Genomic DNA, 21,523 nt, shown 5'->3' on the forward strand with positions numbered 1-21,523 from the left:
ACCGTTAAAAATAATCAGAACCTAGAAAGAAATAGAATCTTTCATTCAGATTATAATTGGTTGGAATTGTAGTTTATATGTCGGGAAGACACATCTGAACCAAAGAAAATAGAAGCGTGTTTATCAAAAGATACCTGATCACCAGACGTGTAAAAGTTACGTTTTGCCTCTTGGCCCAGTTTTTGGACGATTTCTGTATGCTTTCGAAGATATTTAAACAGACTATCTGCCACAATATCACCCTGACCTAAAAGAGTTACTGTATCATCGGCAAGGAAAGTTCTTATTTTAGGAATAAGCAAGGGATAGTGTGTACAGGCCAGAAGCAAGCAATCAATGCGTTCATCTTTAGCCATGATCTCACTGATGTATTTCTCTACAAAATAATCCGCGCCCGGATCAAGGTGTTCATTATTTTCCACCAATGGCACCCACATCGGACAACTCTGCTGAAGTACATTAATTTCTGGAAACAGCTTATTTATCTCCATAAGGTAAGACTCTGAATTAATGGTACCCCTCGTACCTAATATTCCAATGGTTTTTGATTTTGTAAAATTACCGACAACCTCTGCGGTTGGCCTGATAACACCAAGTACTCTGTGGTTGGGATATTTAACAGGAAGTATTCTTTGCTGAATCGACCTCAGAGCCTTTGCTGATGCCGTATTGCAGGCAAGGATAACAAGGGGGCAACCCTGGGCAAAAAGCCATTCCACACATTCGAGAGTATATTGATATACCGTTTCAAAAGAATGATCTCCATAAGGAGAACGTGCGTTGTCACCCAAATATATGTAATTGTACTGAGGCAGTTTCTTTGCTATTGACTTGAACACAGTTAAACCACCGTAACCTGAATCAAAAATACCAATAGATTGTCCAACGCTCATATTAAAAAAGGGACTGAATTTTATCATTCAGTCCCGCAATTTAAAATTTTAATTTTAATTATTTTTTTGGAGCCGCAGCAGGAGCAGCTGCAGTCGCACTAATACCCAATTTTGTTTTTACTAAAGCAGTGATGTCCTCACCCCCGTCAAAGTAGACCAAAGCAGGATTAGCTGTATCAAATACATAGGCATATCCTTTTTCTTTAGATACCGCTTTAATTGCAGCATCAGCTTTTACCTGTATAGGATTAAATAGTTCAGCATTTTTTTGTTCCATTTCCTGCTGTGCTTTACCTCTAGCATCTTCAATTCGTTTTTGAAGATCCTGCAAGTCTATACTCGCAGTCTGCAATTCCTTATCAACGGCCTCCTTGTTAGCTTCACTTCTTGTTTTTTCCTTCGCCTGTGCCGCTTGAAGCTTAGTTTGATATTCAGCAATCATCTTGTCAATATCGGTAGTTTTTGTTTTTCTGAAGGTCTCCAGTGTTGCTTGCGCGGTTTTAACTTCCGGCATTGCCTGAATGATATCCGCGGAATTTAAGTGCGCCAATTTTTGTTGTGCATTCGCAATGTTAGCAGAAAACAATAATCCTGCGGCTATAAAAAATGCGTTCATTAATTTTCTCATCTCTATTTTTCTTAATAATTGTTTTTAATTTATCCCCTTGTATGTTTACTTTATTACCGATCCCGGCTTATATCCCAGTCTTGTTATCACATCATTGCTTACATCGTAACTGCTGCTGGCATAGATCATCATTGTGGCCTCGCTGCTTTTGTCGAAAATAAAGTCCAGAAATTTGGCCTTGGCTATCTCCCCGATCGCCTTGGTCACTTTATCCTGCAGCGGACTTAACAATTTCGTTCTGGTTTGGAAAAGATCACCGTCCGGCCCAAATATTTTACGCTGAAAATCTTTTGCCTGCTTTTCTTTTTCAATGATCTCGTTCTCCCTGCGTTTCCGCATGTCTTCAGTCAACAAAACCTGATCAGCCTGATATGCCTTATACATTTTGTCAATTTCAGTAAAATTATTATCAACCTGCTGCTGCCATTGTTCAGATAAAACGTTCAACTGATTCAACGAAGATTTATACTCTGGTAAATGCTTGAGGATATATTCAGTATCCACATAGGCAAACTTCTGGGCAAACGCACCTAACCCGGTAAAAAACAACAAACCTATTAAAATATATTTTTTCATTCTTTCAAGCATTAAAATTAATTAAAACCGCCAAGTTGCTGGGCAATACTAAAGTGAAACTGTCCTTTGTTTGCATCCGGCAGACCAGGAATATTATCAAATCCGTAACCATAATCGATACCCAGTAAGCCGAATATCGGTAAAAATATTTTTGCACCCAAACCTACCGAACGTCTAACGTTAAAAGGATTAAAATCACCAAAATTATTCCAGGTGTTACCTGCCTCAGCAAAACCCACAAGAAAGGCAGTAGCCTGTTGGCTTGCAATAACCGGGTATCTCAATTCCATCACATATTTTGTAAAAATAGGACTTCCCGAACTTTGGGCGATTCCTGGGTTTGATCCTACCGGAATTACTGAATTGTTTGAATAACCACGCATAGCTATAAGTTCCGAACCCTGCAAGAAATCAAATCCCTGCATACCGTCTCCTCCCAATTTAAAACGTTCAAATGCCGACTGACCAACCGCTTTATTATAAGATCCAAGGAAACCAAACTGAGCTTGTGCTTTAACTACAAACTTTCCGGCTAGTCTTTGGAACCATTGTGTTTCAAACTTCCACTTATGGTACTCGGTAAATTTATAACGCTGTTTGTCCGGTGCTGTTGCATAGTTAATGTTATTTAACAATGAGTAAGGAGGAGTAGCCTGTATCGTAAATTTAAAGATTGAACCTTCGGTCGGGAAAATAGGCGAATTTCTTGAGTCCCGGCTCAGTTCCTGGGTTAAGTTAAAATTGTATGACGTGCCTGTACTAAACAAGTATCCAGGATAATTATTTAAGATATATTGCTGTATGTTAATCGAGTGGCTCAATTGAAAATAGTTGTCAGGGAAGTTTAATCTTCTTCCCAAACTAACTGTGACACCATTCAAACGGATTTTTGAATACTCATTGCTTGAAGGATCAATGGTGCCGTAATAACTTGTTCCGCCATTAGACTGCAATGAGGTAAAGGCACTTACGCCAAAGCTAACAGGTTTCTTACCCCCAAGCCATGGCTCAGAAAATGAAAAGCTGTAAGACTGGTAATATTTCCCGTTGGTTTGCCCTCTTAAACTCAATTTTTGCCCGTCACCTTTTGGCAAGGGCTTATAAGCATCAAGATTAAACAGATTTCGCAGGGAAAAGTTATTAAAGGTCAATCCGAGGGTACCAATAATATTACCGCCACCAAAACCGCCTGACAATTCCACCTGATCTGATGGTTTTTCTTCAACCGCATATTCTATATCAACAGTTCCGTCAGCAGGATTAGGCCTTGGTGTAGGCACTGTTTTCGATTCATCAAAATTACCCAGCTGACCGATCTCACGAACCGTACGGATTAACAGATCTTTAGAGAATTTCTCTCCCGGTTTAGTACGCACATCGCGCAAAACAACCCTGTCATTCGTGATGGTATTACCCTTTACAGTAATGCGGTTGTTTGTATATTGAGGGCCTTCATAAATTCGCATTTCCACTTCTACAGTATCGCCATGAATCTTATTCTGTATCGGATCGATATTGAACGTCAAATAACCATCATTAAGATAAACGCTGGAAACGTCGTCTCCATTGGCACTGCCCCGCAATTTCTTTTCTAATTTTTCATCACTGAAAACCTCGCCTTTTTCTATGCCCAGAACCTTTTCCAAATAATCCGTGGTATATTTAGCGTTACCTGCCCAGGTTATATTACCAAAATAATATTTCGGACCTTCAAACAGATCGATCTTAACGCCAACAGATTTTTCATTGTACTGATACACGCTGTCCTTTAATATTACGGCATCCATGTATCCGCGTTCTTTCATCTTAGCGATCAGTTTTAGCTTATCTTCCTCGTATTTCTCCTTACTGAATTTCCCTGACCCAAATATCTTGTAAAATGCCTGCTGTCTGGTTTTTTTCATAAACTTACGCAGCTTAGCCGAAGAGAAGTCCTTATTACCTGTAAAGTTTACTTCATGCACCTTTACCTTTCTGCCTTTATTGACAAAAACCTCTAAGATCATCCCATTTTCAATAGTTGGATCCGGCTTGGTCTTATAATCAACAGACGTAAAAAAGAACCCTTTTTGCAGCAGGTACTTTTTTATAGTAGCAGTAGTCGTATTATAGAGGTTATCATTGATGATCGATTTGCCGCTTTTTTCGTTCAGTTTTTCGAGTATATCTGTTTTTTGTGATTTGCTGACACCATTGATCTCGAAAGACCCCAAACGGGGTCGCTCTACGACACTAATATCAAAATACACCGTGTCTTCTACGATCTTTTCTATATTTAGCTCTACATCATCGAATAGTCCCTGCGCCCATAGATTTTTAATTGCATTGGAGGTAGCTTCTCCGGGAAGTATGACCCGCTCTCCCTTTATCAGCTTTGATAAAGTTATAATTACGTCTTTTTCTATGAACTTTGTTCCGCTTAAGGTTGTTCCACCAATAATGTATTCTTTAGGATTAAAGTAATCCAGATCCAAACCATTTACTTTTAAAGAAGGGGGAGTCGGATTGGTCTGAGGACGGGTAATTTGTGCCATAGCAGGTAAGCCTATCAATAGCATAAATATAAGTTGGTATATTCTTTTCATTTAAATCTAAAAAATCGATGCTAAGTTAATTTAAACACATGTTAAAAAGTGTTAAAAGTCAAATTAGTTCAACTGTTCACTAATTTTACCAAATCGTCTTTCGCGTTTTTGGTAGTCTACTATGGCTTCAAAAAGATCTTCTCTTCTGAAGTCCGGCCAAAGTGTATCAGTAAAATAAAGTTCTGTATAGGCCATTTGCCATAACAGGAAATTACTGATTCTATGTTCGCCGCTTGTTCTGATCATCAGCTCGGGCTCGGGCATATCAAATGTGGTCAACTGAGCTGCAAAACTTTTTTCATCAATTTCTTCTATTTTTATCTTTTGATCCATCACTTGCTGCGCAAGTTTTTTTGCCGCTGTGACCAACTCCCACTTGGAACTGTAACTCAGTGCGAGGGTTAACGTACAACGGGTATTATCAGCTGTTTTTTCCATGGCACTTTTCAGATCATCAATGCATTTTTGCGGAAGTGAAGCGATGTCGCCTATGGCATTAAGTCTGATGTTATTTTTAGTCAGTGTGGCTGTTTCCTGGTTAATGGTTGATATCAGCAATTCCATTAAAGCGTCTACTTCTTCGGCCGGCCTGTTCCAGTTCTCAGTCGAAAACGCATAGACCGTAAGGTATTTGATGCCTATATCTGCACAGCCTTCCACAATATCCTTGACTGAAAGCACACCGCTTTCGTGCCCGAAGTGTCTGATTTTACCCTGGCTTTTCGCCCATCGGCCATTACCATCCATGATTACGGCAATGTGCTGAGGCAGCTTATTGATATCGAGTTGTTCTTTAAATCCCATTAATTTGGTGCAAATATGCCTAAAATGTATAACATTTTTGGGACACAAAGGTATAAGATATGCCAATACCTACAAACATATATGTATCTCTTTTTCTAAAATCCCCTCTTTGGACGCCTGGCGCACCATATTGGGATAAAGAAGGGTCGGAAAGTCTTTGCCTGGTTGTGCGCAATTCAGGTGAATCGCCTTCAGGCCAGGTTGATGGACTCGGGTATTTTCTGCTCACATCATCTAAATAGTCAGAATATGCGGTCCGGTATCCGATGCTGGTGAACAATCCCCAATTTTCTTTTAGCCGTACTTTTGCACCCGCACCATAAAGAATATTAAATGTGTAGTTTTTATAAGGCACGCCATTCCCCCCTTCTGTTTTATAATGCCGAACATTGTATTCCACGCCATCATACGTTGCTTTGGGGCTGAATAAGACTGTACCTATTCCGGTGAAAAGATAGGGGGTAAACATCTTGGTTCCTCCACCTGCGAAATAATCAAAAAAATTGAAGTCAACCTGCAGACTAACCTCGTTCAATGGAGTTTTAAAGTTGATATTTCTGTCTCTGAACTGGCTATTATCAGATTTAGCGTCATTGGCCTTGATCTTACCATAAGCGTAATGCAGTCCAACCGCCCAATAGGGATCCAAATTCATTTTAACATAAGCTGCTGCAGACAGTCCGCTTATTTTTAAGGGTTGTTTTTGATTGAGGTCTCCGATATATCCCGCTCCGCCGGCGGCTATACCCAATTCAATCGTCTGACCTTTTGCACCGAAACCGATCAAAAGAAAAACAAGAAAATAAAATAATCTTTGTTTGTTTAGCATTCTAGTAATTACGGGTATCAATACCCCAAAGTAATTTATTCCTTAACGTCGTTAGGTAGCTTTCATTGTTTAAACGAATTAAATTCACATGAAAACTTGCCTTGTTCAGGATAATTTTAACTGATCTGTCAACGGTTTCTGTTCTTGAATCGCAGGACACTAAAAATTTTGCACTCCGGGCCTCTATTTCAAATACCAAAGATACATCATCCGGTATAATTAATGGTCTTACATTTAAATTATGAGGAGCAATCGGCGTAATTACAAAATTCTGAGAGTTCGGATATATAATTGGTCCGCCACAGCTCAATGAATATGCTGTGGAACCCGTTGGTGTGGCAATGATCAGACCATCTGCCCAATAAGAATTTACAAACTCATTATTCATATAAGCATGGATGATCATCATGGCAGAATTGTCTCTTCTGTGAATCGTGATGTCATTAAGCGCAAAGTTCTCCTCACCAAAAAGACCATGTTTAGATTCCAGGCTTAAAAGCGTTCTTTTATCCAATGAAAACTCTTTCCGCTGAAGCGCTGTTATCGCTTTCCTGATCTCCTCTTTATTGATACTTGCGAGGAAACCCATTCTTCCAAAATTGATCCCAATAACCGGGATTCCCGAATCCCTGATTAAGGATAAAGTATCAAGCAGGGTTCCATCACCCCCTAAGCTAATCAACACCTCTGCATGTTCAAGAAGCTCACCGTGCCCGCTGAAAGTTTGAATATTTTCCGGAAGTTTGACTTTTTCTCTTATAAAATCCAGGTATTTTCCATAAACAGTGATGGGTGATTTTAAATCGCTGAGTACATCAAAGACCTCTTGCACGTAGGGCAACACACTGTTATTGAATTCTCTACCGTAAATTGCAATCTTCATTAAATAATTTTAGTGTTTCATGTATATCTTATACATTTAAATAATTCATAAAAGAATTATACCTGTCATCAATACCGTTATCCGACAGGGTACTGTTAAAAACAGCCTTTACCTGGTAGTTATATCGCTCAAAAGAAGCGATAATACCGGAAAGATCCGTTTTATTGATCTTCAAGGTAATTTCCAGTTTGGTAGATTCAGGAAATGACTGAACATATGAAGAAAGTATTTGTGCATTATCAGCCTCTACGATTTGCGCCATGTGCGCCAGCGAATTATTTCTATTGCCAATCTCTAAAACAATGATGCCTCCGTATTCTTTAACCGCATAAATATCGGATATGTACTCTAAAACATTATTAATGGAAATCAAACCTAAATAGTTCTTTTTATAATCCAGCACCGGCACAACTGACAGCTGAAGCTGGTTAAACAACCTGATAACCTCGTAAATATGGGTATCTTCATAAACAAAAGGATTCATTATAGAAAGCGGCAATCCCCCGATTGGCAGTTCGCCATCCCGGACTTCTATCAATTCTTCCTCTGCAAGTAAACCCAGAAATTGTGTTTCATTCACAATGGGCAAATGGTAAAGTTTGAACTCGGTCATCCTTTCCAAAGACTTCCGTACAGAGTCAGAAGTTTTTAGCGGAGGAATCGAATTGGATATGAGTTCAGATGCAACCATTTATTTAAGTAATATTCTATATAAAAAGATTTCGAGGAACTGATTGAATTGAGCAGGCCTTTCCATCATTGGTGCGTGTCCGCATAAATCCACCCAGTTTAATTCCGAATTGGGTAAAAGTTCATGAAACTCTTCTGCAACGTCAGGCGGTGTAACTTTATCTTGTTTTCCCCATATCAAAGAAACAGGTATTGTTATTCTTGATAGATCCTTCGACATATTATGGCGAATAGCTGACTTAGCAAGGGCAAGAATACGGATCACACGGGATCTTTCATTTACACTTTTGAAAACCTCATCAACCAATTCTTTTGTAGCAGTCGCGGGCTCATAAAAAGTGAATTCTACTTTTTCCCTAACATAATCGTAGCTTTCTCTTCTGGGAAATGATCCACCAAAAGCATTTTCGTATAAACCGGAACTGCCTGTTAAAACCAATGCCTTCACATGTTCCTGGTGTGATATAGTAAAAACCAGTCCGACATGTCCTCCAAGGGAATTCCCAATCAGTACGACCTGACCCAGTTTTTTGTGTTTTACAAATCTGTATACATACTTAGAAAGGCTTTTTACGCCCAATGTAAGTATCGGTAATTCATATATCGGCAGTATGGGCACCAGAATGTGGTACCTGTCTTTAAAGTAATCTATAACGGCTTCCCAATTGCTCAATTCTCCCATCAAACCATGAAGTAATACCAGGGTTTCTCCTTTTCCAGCTTCGATATATTTAAACCCGTCATCTTCTATTACTTCGTATTTCATATTGACTTATGTGTAAGGTAGGCTACTAAGTTAGTAGACTAAAATTAATTTAATGTAATTTAAAACATTATTTATAAGAAAAAGGCTTAATTTGCAAATGTGTAACACAATTTATGCCAATTGAGCCTTTACAATCTCAGCAATTAATTTCCCGTCAGCCTTACCCGCCAGCTCTTTATTTGCCATCCCCATTATCCTGCCCATATCTTTTATAGAATTGCCCCCGGAACTTTTAATGATTGCCGAAATAACTGCCTCAATCTCTGATTTATCGAGCTGCTGAGGCATAAAGCTACTGATGACTGCTATTTCTTCTTCCTCAATCAGGCTTAGATCTTCTCTTCCCTGCTGCTTATAAATATCAGAAGATTCTTTTCGTTGTTTGACTAATTTCTGAAGGATCTTCGATTCGGTCTCTTCAGTGATCTCCTCTGCAGAACCCTTTTCAGTCCTTGCGAGCAGGATGGCTGCTTTAATGGCCCTTAAGCCTCTCAATCTGGCCTTATCTTTAGCCAGCATAGCTTGTTTTATTTCCTGATCTATTGTGTTTGCTATCATAAAAAATTAATTTCTCTCAATAATTGTTGCTGTAGCCTGAGCTGCAGGCATGATCAGCATGTCATTTATGTTTACGTGTGCCGGCCTGCTTACAACAAACCAAATTGCTTCAGCAATGTCATTAGCAAGTAATGGCTCCAGTCCGTCGTAGACTTTTTTGGCCCTGCCTTCATCCCCTTTAAACCTGACCTTAGAAAATTCGGTCTCCACCAGTCCCGGATTTATCGCAGTCACTTTGATTCCATGAGGCAAAAGATCAATTCTCATTCCCTGATTAAGTGCATCTACCGCATGCTTAGTCGCACAATATACATTTCCATTTGGATATACTTCTAAACCCGCAATAGAGCCTATGTTTACAATATGCCCGCTTTTTTGAGCTACCATCCATGGCGATACGATTCTTGTTATATAAAGTAATCCTTTTATGTTCGTATCGATCATCGTGTCCCAATCTTCAGTGCTGCCCTTATCTATCGGATCAAGGCCCTGGCTCAGTCCTGCATTGTTGATCAGTACATTAACTTTCTTCCATGATGCAGGCAAGGTCTCCAGCCTGTAAGACAAATCTTCCTGATCTCTAACATCTGCTGTTATTCGCTTTACCTCTATGGCGTATTTGTCTTCCAGGTGTTTTGCTACCTCAGTTAACAATACCTCTCTCCTGGCCAGCAATATGAGTTGATAACCCTGTGCAGCAAATAAATGTGCGCAGGCTTTACCAATACCCGAAGTGGCTCCTGTAATTAATGCAATTTTTGACATTACTGATTCCGTTTTTTTATTTAAGCAAAGCTATAATTTTTTAAATAGACACGCTATTCAAAAAATAAACTGAAAGTTACATGACGCAGCATCAATTTGTCTATCGGCGCAGCATACCGGGTAGGTTCATCTTTTAAGACATCTTTTAGTGAATAAGACAGCTTTATCTCAGGTGACATTTTAAAATATTCAAAGTAAAGGTCAAAACCCAAACCCGCTTCATAGGACAGATAATTACGCTTATTGTTGATAAATTTCTCGGCGGGGTCCGTAATCAGGCTATTGTTCGTTTTCTTCTTGGATGAAATATCTGTCGTAAATTTAGCACCGCCAAGCATATAAGCTCTAAAGTTATTTCTTCTGTCAGATTTAATCTTTATGCCTAACGGAAATTCAACCAGCGTTGCCTGTGTTTTCTTTTCAACGTCATTCGTGCTGTTATCATACTGATAGTTTAATATGCGATCGTTAAATACGAGTGTCGGTGTAAATCTAACATCTAAATTGTCACTTAAGCGTTTATTCACTACAAAACCTATCCCGAATCCGGCAGATGGCACTGCAGAAATGGCTTTTAATCTTGAAGGAATCAAACCAGGATTGTCCTGATCTATATAAGGCTCGCTCCTCCAGTTGTCTTTCTTTAGTATTTTGAATTCGGATGAAACATATTGAAATGTGAAGCCAAAATGCACATTGCTGTCATCTACTCCACCACCCCAGTTTTGAGCTCTGGCAGGCCCCGCCAGCAATAAACATAAAATTATAAAAACTGGTTTTATCTTCATTTAATGCCGGTGTAAATTGCACTTATACCAAACGTCAGACGTCTGTCTTTAGTATCCTTAAAACCCACCTTATCCATCAACATCGTAAATGCCCCGCCATCAGGAAAAGCGGCCACCGATTCTGGCAGATAGGTATACGCCCTGTTATCTTTTGAAAACAATCTGCCTAAAAAGGGGGTAACATGTCTAAAATAGAAATTATATCCCTGCTTAACAGGAAACTGCTTAGGTTTCGAAAATTCAAGAATAACAATTTTACCGCCAGGCTTCAATACGCGGTACATATCAGCCAAACCCTTTTCCAGGTTCTGATAATTTCTGACGCCAAAAGCGACAGTTATCGCGTCAAAATGGTCGTTTTCAAAATGTAATCCTTCAGAATCACCCGTTTGCACCGAGAAAATGTGCTGTAAATTTCTGTCATGAATTTTTTTACGTGCCACATCCAGCATTCCTTCAGAAATATCGACACCTATTATTTTTTCCGGACGCAGGATATTTATGGCCTCAAAAGCAAAATCTCCGGTGCCGGTTGCCACATCCAGCATAATACGCGGTTTGATGGATTTAAGCTCCTTAATAGCCTTCTTGCGCCACATAATATCTATTCCCAATGACATAAAGTGATTTAAAAAATCGTAGGTTCCTGATATGTTATTAAACATGGCAGCAACCTGCTCTTTTTTTGTGGCCGTCTCTGACTGATAGGGTGTAATGTTTTCGTTCATGGATAGCGCAAAGATAAGTATTGTTGAAAACTAATTTTCTACCTTTGTCATATGATTATAAAATCAGCAACTTTTATTTGCAGCAATACCAAGGTATCGGCACTACCTCCACCAAATATGCCGGAATATGCTTTCATAGGCCGTTCAAATGTTGGAAAATCATCACTGATAAACATGCTGGTCAACCAGCACGGATTGGCAAAAACATCCCAAAGGCCTGGCAAGACGCAACTGATCAATCATTTTTTGATCAACGAAAAATGGTACATCGTAGATTTACCGGGCTACGGATACGCTAAAGTTTCTAAAAGCAGCCGCGAAAACTGGGAAAAATTCATTAGGAACTACATCACAAAGCGCGAAAGTCTGCAATGTGTTTTTGTACTGATAGACAGCCGTCTGGAGCCGCAGAAAATAGACCTCGAATTTTGCTGCTGGATGGGTGAGATCCAGATCCCCTTTGCCCTGTTGTTTACCAAAGCCGATAAACAATCGTCTGCCAAAACAGACAAAAATGTTGCGGCCTTTAAAAAAGCGCTAAAGGGATGGTTTGAAGAAATCCCTCCATACATGGTAACATCTGCAGAAAAAGGGCAAGGCAAAGATGAGGTACTCCAATTTATAGAAGAGGTAAATCAAGACTTTGTGATGCCTGTATTTACCCCCAAGGAAGAACTGTAAAATAAAATAAATGAAGAAATATTTTTCACTGGTACTATTCGCCCATTCTGTTTTCGCCTTACCCTTTGCGCTGATCGGTTTTTTCTTAGGTGTGATCAGCACTCCAAATCCTTTTAACTGGATGCTTTTTGTCCAGGTTTTGCTATGCATGATCTTTGCCCGTAACTCGGCAATGGCATTCAACAGGTTCCTGGACAGAAAAATCGATGCCAGAAACCCCCGTACTCAAATGCGGGATATCCCATCCGGAAAAGTTTCATCAAATGAGGCGCTTATTTTCGTTATCATCAATTGCATACTTTTTATCATAACAACGTTTTTTATCAATAGCCTGTGTTTCTACCTTTCTCCAGTCGCGCTTTTTGTCGTGCTGTTCTACAGCTATACTAAAAGATTTACTGCGTTATGCCACCTTGTACTCGGCCTGGGACTTTCCCTTGCGCCGATAGGCGCATACATTGCAGTTACCGGGGCGTTTAGCATAGTGCCTGTCCTTTATTCGTTCGCCGTGCTATTTTGGGTTAGCGGTTTTGACATCATTTATGCACTACAAGATGAGGCCTTTGACAAAGGTGAAGAGCTGCATTCGATTCCAGCCGCACTGGGCATAAAAAATGCCTTAAGGTTGTCTGTTGTTCTCCATACCTTATCAGCATTATGCGTTGTCCTGCCTATTTTTTATGCTGCCTTTTCTTTCGGCTATTTTTATTATATCGGGGTAATATTCTTCTGCTTTATGCTCATCTATCAGCATTTATTGGTAAAACCAAATGACATCTCTAAAGTTAACAGAGCATTCGCAACCACCAATGGCTTTGCTTCGGTGATTTTTGCCGCCTGTTTTTTAATCGACGTTTTTCTTAGAACAAATTTTAATTTATAACTATGATCAGCCTTACCATACCTAAAAAGAAAAGAGCGTACATCCCCCAGTACCTTGAAATGAAATGGGATAATTTGCAGCCCATTCTCAACGAACTTTTATCCCGCGACCTCAACAGCGTTCAAGAACTGGAAAAATGGTTAAAGGACAAAAGTGAGCTGGAAGCGGCCCTGGAAGAGGATTTCGCCTGGAGGTACATCAAAATGAGTTGTGATACTGCCAATGAGCAACTGGTCAAAGACTTTCAATATTTTGCTACAGAGATAGAACCGAAAATATCGCCAATTGCCAACCAGCTTAATCAAAAGTTCAACGACAGCTCTTTCATCGATGAGCTGGATCAGGAGAAGTATTTTGTCTTCATCAGGTCAGTCAGGAAAGCGATAGAGATCTATCGTGAGGAAAACGTCGAACTGCTGACCAGGCTTCAGGTAACACAGCAAAAATACCAATCCATTACCGGGGCAATGAGTGTAATGATCAACGATCAGGAATATACACTGGAACAGGCTGCAAACTTTATAAAAGATACCAATAGAGATGTTAGAGAACACGCCTGGAAAACCATACAGCAGAGGCGTCTGGTAGATAAAGATGACCTTAATATTTTGTTTGACGAGCTCATTGCAATGCGTCACCAGGTTGCACTGAATGCCGGATTTGAAAATTACAGAGATTACATGTTTCAGGCATTGGGCAGATTTGATTACACTCCCCAGGATTGCTATCACTTTCACGAGGCCATAGAGAAACAGGTAGTACCCATCTTAAAAGAACAAGCAGAAAAAAGGGCGCAGCTACTTAGAACAGATCAGCTTAAGCCCTGGGATCTGGACGTAAGCACTACTGGAAAGACGGCACTGAAACCTTTTAAAAACGGAGCTGAACTGATCGACAAGAGTATAGATTGTTTTAGCGCAATAGATCCTGAATTGGGGCAAATGTTAACCATCATGAAGGCAAACAATCTTTTTGATGTCGAGAGCCGGAAAGGTAAAGCACCGGGTGGTTACAACTACCCACTTGCTGAAACAGGGGCTCCTTTTATTTTTATGAACTCTGCCAATTCCCTTCGCGACCTGACAACCATGGTCCATGAAGGCGGACATGCTGTCCACACTTTCTTAACTGCCGACCTGCAACTCAACGACTTCAAACATTGTCCTTCAGAGGTAGCCGAGCTAGCCTCCATGAGTATGGAGCTCATGTCTATGGACAATTGGGACATTTACTTTGACAACGAAGAAGATCTCATCCGCGCAAAAAAAGAGCAGCTGATTGATGTGCTGAAGACGATGCCCTGGGTTGCGGTCATAGATCAGTTCCAGCACTGGATTTATACCAATCCGGATCATAATGCCGCAGACAGAGAAGAAGCATTCAAGCAGATTTACACGCGCTTTGGGGCAGGCTTTGCCAATTGGGATGGCCTTGAACATGAATTTGGAAACATTTGGCAAAAACAGCTTCATTTGTTTGAAGTTCCTTTTTACTATATTGAATACGCTATAGCTCAGCTGGGTGCCATCGCTATATGGAAAAATTACAAAGAAAATCCTGAACGGGCATTGAAACAATACCTTGCGGCCTTATCCCTGGGCTATAGTAAGCCAATAAATGAGATCTATGAAACCGCAGGAATTCAATTCGATTTCAGCTTGAATTATATCCGGGAACTTGCATCCTTTGTAAAGGATGAATTAAATAAACTAGGCTAGGATGTTTGAAAAACTCTTCAGAAAAAAGTCTATCGCCAAGATATTAGCAGATGCGGAGAAAGGCTATGGCGAGCATGGCACCTCATTACATAAAACCTTAGGGGTAAAAGACCTTACTGCTTTCGGCATAGCCGCAATTATCGGAGCTGGTATTTTCAGTACCATTGGCAAAGCAAGCGCTGACGGTGGGCCCGCAGTAATATTTCTATTTATTTTTACCGCCGTAGCCTGCAGTTTTGCTGCTTTTGCATATGCCGAATTTGCATCGATGGTTCCCGTTTCAGGAAGTGCATATACTTATTCTTATGTGGCCTTTGGAGAACTTGTCGCCTGGATTATTGGCTGGTCACTCATCATGGAATATGCCATTGGCAATATCACTGTTGCTATATCCTGGTCAGATTACTTCACCGGGCTTCTTTCTTCCATCAGGATACCTGCATTAAATATAGACGGGATACATCTGCCCGATTGGATGACGATGGACTACCTGACCGCCTTTAATGGCCATAAAAATGCCGATGCGCTGGTCAACGCTGGCAAAAACTACATTAATATTGATGAAAACATCCGTATTGCTAATAATGCATGGGTCACCGCACCGAGGATTGGTAATTTTCACCTGGTAGCAGATCTTCCTGCGCTGGCTATCATCATATTCATTACCTGGCTGGTTTATCGTGGAATGAAGGAATCCAGAAATGCAAGCAATGCGATGGTAATTGTAAAACTTGCGGTCATACTGCTGGTGCTTTCAGTTGGGGTCTTTTATGTCGATACTTCCAATTGGAATCCTTTTGCCCCAAATGGTGTATCGGGAGTTTTAAAAGGTGTCTCCGCAGTATTTTTTGCATACATAGGGTTCGATGCCATCTCCACAACAGCTGAAGAGTGTAAAAACCCTCAGAAGGATCTCCCCAGAGGAATGATGTGGGCCATTATCATCTGCACGGTGTTATACGTATCTATTGCACTGGTTCTCACAGGTATTGTAAATTATAAACTTCTTGCGGTAGGGGATCCGCTCGCATTTGTATTTGACCAGATCGATTTGAAACTAATGAGCGGAATTATTGCCGTGAGCGCGGTTTTTGCGATGGCGAGCGTTCTGCTGGTATTCCAGATGGGACAACCGAGGATATGGATGAGCATGAGCCGCGACGGGTTGCTCCCAAAATCTTTCGCTAAAATTCATCCAAAATATAAGACTCCTTCTTTCGCAACTATAGTCGTTGGTTTTGTTGTCGCCGTTCCTTCTCTCTTTATGAACCTCACCATAGTTACCGATCTATGTTCTATTGGAACCTTGTTTGCTTTCGTATTGGTTTGCGCGGGAGTACTCGTGCTGCAAAACAAACCAGATATCCAAAGGGGTAAATTCAGAATCCCATTCGTGAGCTCCAGATATATAGTCCCGTTTATCGCTATTGGAGGGATTGTAATCGCATTTGCAGTTTATCCCAAAGGAACATCAGCCTTTTTGTTTAATAAGCCAAAAGCATACGAACCATTAACTTTTATAACTGCCTTAAATAATCAGGAACTTGATATCATAAAAAGAGAGATTAAAGGCGAACGGATTAAACTAAACAGCATAGAGCAGCATAGTGATACTGAAGCATATTTAAATACACTTTCTGCAGAAAAATACAGCGAGTTTCTTGAAAACTCTTCAGTTGACCAATCCAAAAAATATGAAAGCGGGTGGGGCTTATTCAAACACAAAATCCCAATGTGGATATTTCTGTTGATCTGCTTGATCATCAGCTATTACAGCATTACCAAAAGTCTGTCGCTTATCCCCGTGCTCGGTTTGATCAGCTGCTTATATATGATGTGCGAACTCGGGATATCAAACTGGATAGGTTTTACAGTTTGGCTGGTTATCGGACTGGTCGTTTATTTTTTATATGGTTATCGGCACAGCAAGCTAAATATCAAAAAAGTGTAGAATATTTTGCCCAAAAAAAATCATTTTTTGAGTAAAAAATATTTATTTTAAAAAAAGTTCCACATATTGAGAATATATCTCTACATTAGAGTTATTGAAATAACAATGTCCGGGAATGGACATTTGTTAAATTGCCCTCCTAATTATCCCTATAATTGCTTGGTTGGAAAACCAGCAATAAAGGCTCCTCCCCGGAGCCTTTTTTATGCCTTTAAATGCCATTTAATGACACTTTTACCTAAATTAGCAACAGTTTTAGCAACAGTTTTTCAGCATTTATTATATTCACCATGTGGAAAACTTTTTGGACAGTGATAATTGCGGTTAGCCGTTAAAGCGACTTTAATTAATTTTGAAGTTCTTGTGTTAACACCTACTTTTGCATCAATAAATGGCAGTATGTTTACTGCACATTTGTAGATAACGTATCGCCAATGTGTCTATAAACCACTGGATTATAGTAGGCGACAAATGCAATCTTCCCATGGAAAACCCTTTCCTGCTCATTGAACAAAGGCTCGAAGCCATTGAACAAAGTTTAAACCATCTACTTTCAACCGTTAACACCAATTCCCCAGTTGTCCCCGATCCTGTTGAGGAAAAGCAAAAGTTCTCTATTTCAGAACTCTCTATTTATCTAAAAGTATCCAAATCAACCATACATCGGTATAAAAACAACAGAATGTTCCCATTTTACCAGGCTGGGAGAACGGTATTCTTCAAGAAAAACGAAGTAGATAAAGCCCTGTTGGCTTTTAAAACAGGCAAAACAATAAAATACTGAGATTAGGATTGTTTATTACTTACTGACAAAAAAAGAGAGAGTCGACGGCTCTCTCTTTTTAATCCCATTAGCAAACCAGCACAAAACACAAAAGGTCCATGAACCCGGACTCTGCAAGTGGTTGATTATTTTAAAAAAATTAGTTTTCATATAAATCGGTTAAAGGCTAATTGTCTGTTAATTGATCGGCTAATAAAAATTGGATTGTAATATCAGAATGGGGTTACCCCCACTCTGATAAAGGGTCAGTTAAAACGGAAGATCATCTTCGGGAACCGGAATCGTATTAAACGAAGGCGCATCTGAGGCCGTAGTCACAGCAGGCCCGGCTTCTACCTTCACATTCCCCTTGCCATGCAGTTTGATATTGTCTGCACGAAAAGTCAGGCTCGCCTTAGCCTCCCCACCTGACAGGTAAGCATTCACGCCCACAGTGCCCGATAACTCTATCAGAGTCCCTTTGGTGATAAAAGGAGCAATCGCATCACCTCTCCAATACGAGCATTCAAAGAAAGTAGTCGTTTGTTTCTGCTCCCCGTTACTCTTGTAGTTCTCATTGATGGCTACATTAAAGCCTACTACTTTTTTCTCTGATTTTGTAGTTCTTACTACCGCATCTGATGTTACTCTACCTGTGATCTGCATAATTTTGTTGTTTTTAAGTGTTTATTTTTTGATTAATTAATTTTTTTCTTTCGCCAGCCCCTTTTTTATTGCAGGTGGCTTGGTTTAAAAGAATAGCAGATCAAACGGGAAATATTTCAAGCCGGAGCAACTATAAGTCCCGGGAGGTGAGCAGCGCAGCCCGCTCATTATGCGTTCGCAGGTGCGAAATCTTTCCTGATCTTAGCTGCCTTTTAACCCAGGTTATCTGTAAGAAAGAGGATGAGGAACGAAAACTTCTTTCGCTGTTTTTTGACCTGCAAACGCATTGCAGCTCCTTGTCCGACAAGGCGTTAAAACTAATACCGTTGCAACCTGCCATAATGAACAATCAGATCTGCATCCAGTTCCCTGGCAAAACCCAAAAAAATCGTCCGTCATCATAGAGCAGGGCATCGATGTATTTCAATTCACTAGTCAACTGCTTTTCAGCGTCATAGTAGCCGATGTCAACAGTACAATAGTTACCACCCCGCACCCGGCCGGACCCGTATTTATTTACATATTGTTTTGTTACCACGTTTTCCATTTCCAGGTTCGCATGCTCAATGACTTCAACCAGTTCTAAGGGTCTGTGACGGATTGTCCATTTTGCCCCGACCCCTTGCTCGTGCTGAGCCAGGCGCCGCTTCAAATTTGTGCTGTAGCCTATATAATAGTTATCATTTTCCAGCCTAAGCACATACACGACACCTGTGTTTCCGAAATCTTCCGCTACTGATATGGTCATTTTACCGCCCTCATCTGGAACACGGAAGCAGCAGAGAAACTTTTGCGGGCAGATATTTCCATAGCTGCGACAATAGAAATCGCCTTAGCCTCACCGATTCCTTTGAATTTCATCAGTTGCTGAACAGAAAGGCCCGTTAAAGATGAAAGGTCGCTTCCGACACTTTTTAAAATCCGCTCGCCAAGAGCAACCGCTGTTTCATTTTTTGAGCCTGAGCCAATCAGTAAAGCAATGAGTTCCGCATCTGACAATGCCGGGGCGCCCTGGCTCATCAGCTTTTCCCTGGGGCGCAGCGCCGGGTCCCAGCTTTTAATCCCATGAGTCTTTGCATCAGCTGCATCTTTTTTCTGATCCAGGTATTTACCCGTCTTTTCTCCCTGTGCGACATTGGTAAAAAGCATGGAAAAAGATTCGATCAGAAAATGAAAGTCGGATTCAAAAACGACTATGCTGGAACGCTTATAAGTGTTGTCCTGCTGAAGGTCGCTCCTGGTGATCCTGATAAACTTGCTGCCTGTTACTGACTTATTAAAATCTATAAAATAGTTCCTTGTTGGTGTACCGAAAGATTCGGATTCGAGAATTTGAGGTTTCATAACGTTTTGGATTTGATGTCCCCAAAGTTGACACCCCACATTAACACCACCCGAAAATTACCTGTGTACAATCATTTATAAACGGGTAATAGAAAATTTACATGGATAAATTTTCGCCAAATCTTGTCACTTATGAGTGAATCATATAAATTAGCTCAACTCTTAAGTTATTAACGCTGTGAATACCAACGACAAAGCAATCCCTAAACTGTGTAAAAACTGCGACCTTCCGGTTCTGAACGGGCGGATAGACAAAGTATTCTGCAGTGACTCCTGCAGGATCGACTACAACAACAGGATCAAAATGGAAAAACGGGTAGCCTTACCGGATTTTGTGAAAAATATTCAAAAGAGCATCACCGAAAACTATAAGATACTGCACAAACTGAAAACCTCAGGAGCGACCATTATAAGTGAGGAAAAGCTGATCAAAATGGGATTCGATTTTAATTACATCACCAGTTATCATACCACTAAAAAAGGTGACATCTACCGCTTCTGCTTTGATCACGGCTATTTAAAGATCAAGGAAAACCAAGTGCTGCTGGTTGTTCAGAAAAATCAGGTAGAATTGATTTGAGAGGAAGTATTCGAATAGATGGAACTTAGCCATCGGCTTGACACATCAGACAGACAAAGAATTTATTTCAAACTTATTGCAGCCTGCATGGTTATCAGTTTGCAAAAACTTATGACATGGAAAATAACAAAGAAATCATCAGCGACCTGAAAGGTCTGATCAATATTTTAAATGACGGCAAAGAAGGATATGAATCTGCTTCTGAGGCCACAGACAGCATAGAACTCAAAGGACTTTTCCTGCAATACTCAGCGCAGAGAGCGGGCTTTGCAATGGAACTCAAAGAACATATCGCTTTGCATGGAGGAGTATCAGACAATGAAGAAGGCGGGATCCTGGGGGTATTGCACAGAACCTGGCTTGACATCAAGCAGGCACTGAGCAGTAAAGAAGATATTGCGATCCTAAGCGCGATTGAAACCGGGGAAAAAGCAGCGATTGAGAAATACGACAACGTGCTGGAAGATGATTCAACTCACGCAGACCATCTAAGCATTTTGCAAAAACAACGCACCGGGATACTGGAAGCATTAAAGGAAGTCGAGACTTACCGCTTAAGACTGGAGCATTAAGGGAATTCGGATAAACCAAAGGCCGGGTATACCGGCCTTTGGTTTTACTTAGCGGCGTTCTTCTTTTCCGTGATCTCACTGCGGATCTGCTGGGCCAGGTTTTTAATGTCCTGCAATCCTTTACGCACCCTGGTGCCGGCAGCACTGTTGCCGGAATTATAAAATTTGTCGGCGTCTTGTTCAATGGCTGCAACAGCCTCTTTCAGTTTTGCAAATGAGCTCATTCTTGTTTAGGTTTTAAGTTGAAAAGGTTTGATTTTTGCCTTAAGGCAATGTTCAAGGTAAGCATATCTTTTAAAAAAGATACGGCATTTAGAAACTAGTTCCTGCAGCCCTAATCAAAGGAATAACTTTCGTGCCGATCAACTCAATAGAATGCATCAGTTGCTGATGGGTCAGCCCCGCATTGTCCATCTGAAAGGTAAAACGGGAAATTCCTCCCAGGGAATGGCTATGGGAAAGCAATTTCTCAGCAACTTTTTCAGGTCCTCCTACAACCAATACACCTTTAGGTCCGATCAGCTGGTCGAACTGCGGCCGCGTGACTGGCGGCCAGCCCCGCTCCCGGCCTAACCTGGTCCATAATTCTGCGTAGCCGGGATAATATTCTGCCTGTGCTTTTGCATCATTATCAGAAACATAGCCAGGTGAATGAAGGCCGACCTTGAGTTGTTCAGTGCTAAAGCCAGCGCGTTCACCAGCCTCCCGGTAAAGATCCACCAGTGGACGAAAACGTTCGGTATTGCCTCCAATGATAGCCACCATAAGTGGAAGTCCCAGAGTTCCCGCGCGTACGAACGACTCGGGTGTACCGCCAACGCCTAACCAGATGGGCAATTGCTCCTGCGATGGCCTTGGGTAAACAGGCAGGT

General features: G+C 40.7%; 25 protein-coding genes. 7 read left to right on the plus strand and 18 right to left on the minus strand.

What is annotated here, in order from left to right; all coding sequences use genetic code 11:
* Positions 1–50 precede the first annotated feature (50 nt).
* The 13 genes from murI to ubiE all read right to left on the minus strand — a co-directional run bounded on the left by murI (position 51) and on the right by ubiE (position 11,493).
* Positions 51–920, minus strand: coding sequence for a glutamate racemase (murI, locus tag VK541_RS22680; RefSeq protein WP_324372851.1), 870 nt, complete (start codon positions 918–920; stop codon positions 51–53).
* A gap of 31 nt (positions 921–951) precedes the next feature.
* Positions 952–1,521 (minus strand): OmpH family outer membrane protein, encoded by a 570-nt coding sequence (locus VK541_RS22685; protein WP_324372852.1) that lies wholly within the window; start codon positions 1,519–1,521, stop codon positions 952–954.
* A gap of 45 nt (positions 1,522–1,566) precedes the next feature.
* Entirely contained in the window at positions 1,567–2,097 is a 531-nt protein-coding gene (locus tag VK541_RS22690; protein ID WP_324372853.1) for an OmpH family outer membrane protein, read from the minus strand.
* A 17-nt stretch (positions 2,098–2,114) separates the two neighbouring features.
* A complete protein-coding gene (locus VK541_RS22695; protein ID WP_414692640.1) occupies positions 2,115–4,682 on the minus strand; it encodes a BamA/OMP85 family outer membrane protein in 2,568 nt (855 codons plus the stop codon).
* A gap of 63 nt (positions 4,683–4,745) precedes the next feature.
* Positions 4,746–5,486, minus strand: coding sequence for an isoprenyl transferase (locus VK541_RS22700; protein WP_324372854.1), 741 nt, complete (start codon positions 5,484–5,486; stop codon positions 4,746–4,748).
* 19 nt (positions 5,487–5,505) lie between these two features.
* Entirely contained in the window at positions 5,506–6,315 is an 810-nt protein-coding gene (locus VK541_RS22705; RefSeq protein WP_324372855.1) for a DUF6089 family protein, read from the minus strand.
* A gap of 1 nt (position 6,316) precedes the next feature.
* Complete coding sequence (locus VK541_RS22710) at positions 6,317–7,198, minus strand: NAD kinase (RefSeq protein ID WP_324372856.1); 882 nt, start codon at positions 7,196–7,198, stop codon at positions 6,317–6,319.
* A gap of 28 nt (positions 7,199–7,226) precedes the next feature.
* Positions 7,227–7,889, minus strand: a complete 663-nt coding sequence (locus VK541_RS22715) for a CBS domain-containing protein (protein WP_324372857.1) — start codon at positions 7,887–7,889, stop codon at positions 7,227–7,229.
* On the minus strand, positions 7,890–8,654 hold the full coding sequence (locus tag VK541_RS22720; protein ID WP_324372860.1) for an alpha/beta fold hydrolase: 765 nt from the start codon (positions 8,652–8,654) through the stop codon (positions 7,890–7,892).
* A gap of 111 nt (positions 8,655–8,765) precedes the next feature.
* A complete protein-coding gene (locus VK541_RS22725) occupies positions 8,766–9,212 on the minus strand; it encodes a GatB/YqeY domain-containing protein (RefSeq protein WP_324372862.1) in 447 nt (148 codons plus the stop codon).
* Positions 9,213–9,218: 6 nt separating this feature from the next.
* Positions 9,219–9,977, minus strand: a complete 759-nt coding sequence (locus VK541_RS22730; protein ID WP_324372864.1) for an SDR family NAD(P)-dependent oxidoreductase — start codon at positions 9,975–9,977, stop codon at positions 9,219–9,221.
* Between the two features lie 53 nt (positions 9,978–10,030).
* Positions 10,031–10,765 (minus strand): outer membrane beta-barrel protein, encoded by a 735-nt coding sequence (locus tag VK541_RS22735; RefSeq protein ID WP_324372865.1) that lies wholly within the window; start codon positions 10,763–10,765, stop codon positions 10,031–10,033.
* A complete protein-coding gene (ubiE, locus tag VK541_RS22740) occupies positions 10,762–11,493 on the minus strand; it encodes a bifunctional demethylmenaquinone methyltransferase/2-methoxy-6-polyprenyl-1,4-benzoquinol methylase UbiE (RefSeq protein ID WP_324372866.1) in 732 nt (243 codons plus the stop codon). The genes VK541_RS22735 and ubiE overlap by 4 nt, the downstream gene beginning before the upstream one ends.
* Before the next feature lie 51 nt (positions 11,494–11,544).
* On the opposite strand from ubiE, the gene yihA reads away from it, so the two are divergent.
* The 5 genes from yihA to VK541_RS22765 all read left to right on the plus strand — a co-directional run bounded on the left by yihA (position 11,545) and on the right by VK541_RS22765 (position 17,510).
* Entirely contained in the window at positions 11,545–12,174 is a 630-nt protein-coding gene (gene yihA, locus VK541_RS22745; protein ID WP_324372867.1) for a ribosome biogenesis GTP-binding protein YihA/YsxC, read from the plus strand.
* Between the two features lie 10 nt (positions 12,175–12,184).
* Positions 12,185–13,057 carry a UbiA-like polyprenyltransferase gene (locus VK541_RS22750; RefSeq protein WP_324372868.1) on the plus strand — a complete coding sequence of 291 codons (873 nt, stop codon included), beginning with the start codon at positions 12,185–12,187 and terminating at the stop codon, positions 13,055–13,057.
* Between the two features lie 2 nt (positions 13,058–13,059).
* Positions 13,060–14,775 (plus strand): M3 family oligoendopeptidase, encoded by a 1,716-nt coding sequence (locus tag VK541_RS22755; RefSeq protein ID WP_324372869.1) that lies wholly within the window; start codon positions 13,060–13,062, stop codon positions 14,773–14,775.
* A 1-nt stretch (position 14,776) separates the two neighbouring features.
* Positions 14,777–16,726: an amino acid permease gene (locus VK541_RS22760; protein WP_324372870.1), complete on the plus strand. Its 1,950-nt coding sequence runs from the start codon at positions 14,777–14,779 to the stop codon at positions 16,724–16,726.
* 484 nt (positions 16,727–17,210) lie between these two features.
* Positions 17,211–17,510 carry a hypothetical protein gene (locus tag VK541_RS22765; RefSeq protein ID WP_324372871.1) on the plus strand — a complete coding sequence of 100 codons (300 nt, stop codon included), beginning with the start codon at positions 17,211–17,213 and terminating at the stop codon, positions 17,508–17,510.
* 249 nt (positions 17,511–17,759) lie between these two features.
* Here VK541_RS22765 and VK541_RS22770 read toward each other — a convergent pair whose 3' ends face one another.
* The 3 genes from VK541_RS22770 to VK541_RS22780 form a co-directional block, all read right to left on the minus strand.
* On the minus strand, positions 17,760–18,155 hold the full coding sequence (locus VK541_RS22770; protein WP_324372872.1) for a single-stranded DNA-binding protein: 396 nt from the start codon (positions 18,153–18,155) through the stop codon (positions 17,760–17,762).
* Between the two features lie 349 nt (positions 18,156–18,504).
* A complete protein-coding gene (locus tag VK541_RS22775) occupies positions 18,505–18,903 on the minus strand; it encodes a GIY-YIG nuclease family protein (RefSeq protein WP_324372873.1) in 399 nt (132 codons plus the stop codon).
* Complete coding sequence (locus VK541_RS22780) at positions 18,900–19,499, minus strand: UPF0758 domain-containing protein (protein WP_324372874.1); 600 nt, start codon at positions 19,497–19,499, stop codon at positions 18,900–18,902. The genes VK541_RS22775 and VK541_RS22780 overlap by 4 nt, the downstream gene beginning before the upstream one ends.
* 178 nt (positions 19,500–19,677) lie before the next feature.
* Here VK541_RS22780 and VK541_RS22785 point away from each other — a divergent pair, with 178 nt between their 5' ends.
* On the plus strand, positions 19,678–20,079 hold the full coding sequence (locus VK541_RS22785) for a hypothetical protein (RefSeq protein WP_324372875.1): 402 nt from the start codon (positions 19,678–19,680) through the stop codon (positions 20,077–20,079).
* A 116-nt stretch (positions 20,080–20,195) separates the two neighbouring features.
* Positions 20,196–20,651 (plus strand): PA2169 family four-helix-bundle protein, encoded by a 456-nt coding sequence (locus tag VK541_RS22790; protein ID WP_324372876.1) that lies wholly within the window; start codon positions 20,196–20,198, stop codon positions 20,649–20,651.
* Positions 20,652–20,695: 44 nt separating this feature from the next.
* Here VK541_RS22790 and VK541_RS22795 read toward each other — a convergent pair whose 3' ends face one another.
* Complete coding sequence (locus VK541_RS22795; protein ID WP_324372878.1) at positions 20,696–20,875, minus strand: histone H1; 180 nt, start codon at positions 20,873–20,875, stop codon at positions 20,696–20,698.
* Between the two features lie 88 nt (positions 20,876–20,963).
* On the minus strand, positions 20,964–21,523 hold a 560-nt coding region (locus tag VK541_RS22800), incomplete at its 5' end, for an LLM class flavin-dependent oxidoreductase (RefSeq protein ID WP_324372879.1).

This window comes from Pedobacter sp. (genome assembly GCF_035317785.1).
Taxonomy (GTDB): Bacteria; Bacteroidota; Bacteroidia; order Sphingobacteriales; family Sphingobacteriaceae; genus Pedobacter.

Excerpts from the sequence above, each read along its gene's own strand:
- murI (WP_324372851.1), bottom strand. The coding sequence starts at position 920 with ATGATAAAATTCAGTCCCTTTTTTAATATGAGCGTTGGACAATCTATT.
- VK541_RS22795 (WP_324372878.1), bottom strand. The coding sequence starts at position 20,875 with ATGAGCTCATTTGCAAAACTGAAAGAGGCTGTTGCAGCCATTGAACAA.
- ubiE (WP_324372866.1), bottom strand. The coding sequence starts at position 11,493 with ATGAACGAAAACATTACACCCTATCAGTCAGAGACGGCCACAAAAAAA.
- VK541_RS22705 (WP_324372855.1), bottom strand. The coding sequence starts at position 6,315 with ATGCTAAACAAACAAAGATTATTTTATTTTCTTGTTTTTCTTTTGATC.
- VK541_RS22700 (WP_324372854.1), bottom strand. The coding sequence starts at position 5,486 with ATGGGATTTAAAGAACAACTCGATATCAATAAGCTGCCTCAGCACATT.
- VK541_RS22735 (WP_324372865.1), bottom strand. The coding sequence starts at position 10,765 with ATGAAGATAAAACCAGTTTTTATAATTTTATGTTTATTGCTGGCGGGG.
- VK541_RS22765 (WP_324372871.1), top strand. The coding sequence starts at position 17,211 with ATGGAAAACCCTTTCCTGCTCATTGAACAAAGGCTCGAAGCCATTGAA.
- VK541_RS22755 (WP_324372869.1), top strand. The coding sequence starts at position 13,060 with ATGATCAGCCTTACCATACCTAAAAAGAAAAGAGCGTACATCCCCCAG.
- VK541_RS22690 (WP_324372853.1), bottom strand. The coding sequence starts at position 2,097 with ATGAAAAAATATATTTTAATAGGTTTGTTGTTTTTTACCGGGTTAGGT.
- VK541_RS22790 (WP_324372876.1), top strand. The coding sequence starts at position 20,196 with ATGGAAAATAACAAAGAAATCATCAGCGACCTGAAAGGTCTGATCAAT.
- VK541_RS22710 (WP_324372856.1), bottom strand. The coding sequence starts at position 7,198 with ATGAAGATTGCAATTTACGGTAGAGAATTCAATAACAGTGTGTTGCCC.
- yihA (WP_324372867.1), top strand. The coding sequence starts at position 11,545 with ATGATTATAAAATCAGCAACTTTTATTTGCAGCAATACCAAGGTATCG.
- VK541_RS22695 (WP_414692640.1), bottom strand. The coding sequence starts at position 4,682 with ATGAAAAGAATATACCAACTTATATTTATGCTATTGATAGGCTTACCT.
- VK541_RS22770 (WP_324372872.1), bottom strand. The coding sequence starts at position 18,155 with ATGCAGATCACAGGTAGAGTAACATCAGATGCGGTAGTAAGAACTACA.
- VK541_RS22730 (WP_324372864.1), bottom strand. The coding sequence starts at position 9,977 with ATGTCAAAAATTGCATTAATTACAGGAGCCACTTCGGGTATTGGTAAA.
- VK541_RS22760 (WP_324372870.1), top strand. The coding sequence starts at position 14,777 with ATGTTTGAAAAACTCTTCAGAAAAAAGTCTATCGCCAAGATATTAGCA.
- VK541_RS22685 (WP_324372852.1), bottom strand. The coding sequence starts at position 1,521 with ATGAGAAAATTAATGAACGCATTTTTTATAGCCGCAGGATTATTGTTT.
- VK541_RS22780 (WP_324372874.1), bottom strand. The coding sequence starts at position 19,499 with ATGAAACCTCAAATTCTCGAATCCGAATCTTTCGGTACACCAACAAGG.
- VK541_RS22715 (WP_324372857.1), bottom strand. The coding sequence starts at position 7,889 with ATGGTTGCATCTGAACTCATATCCAATTCGATTCCTCCGCTAAAAACT.
- VK541_RS22720 (WP_324372860.1), bottom strand. The coding sequence starts at position 8,654 with ATGAAATACGAAGTAATAGAAGATGACGGGTTTAAATATATCGAAGCT.
- VK541_RS22750 (WP_324372868.1), top strand. The coding sequence starts at position 12,185 with ATGAAGAAATATTTTTCACTGGTACTATTCGCCCATTCTGTTTTCGCC.
- VK541_RS22775 (WP_324372873.1), bottom strand. The coding sequence starts at position 18,903 with ATGACCATATCAGTAGCGGAAGATTTCGGAAACACAGGTGTCGTGTAT.
- VK541_RS22725 (WP_324372862.1), bottom strand. The coding sequence starts at position 9,212 with ATGATAGCAAACACAATAGATCAGGAAATAAAACAAGCTATGCTGGCT.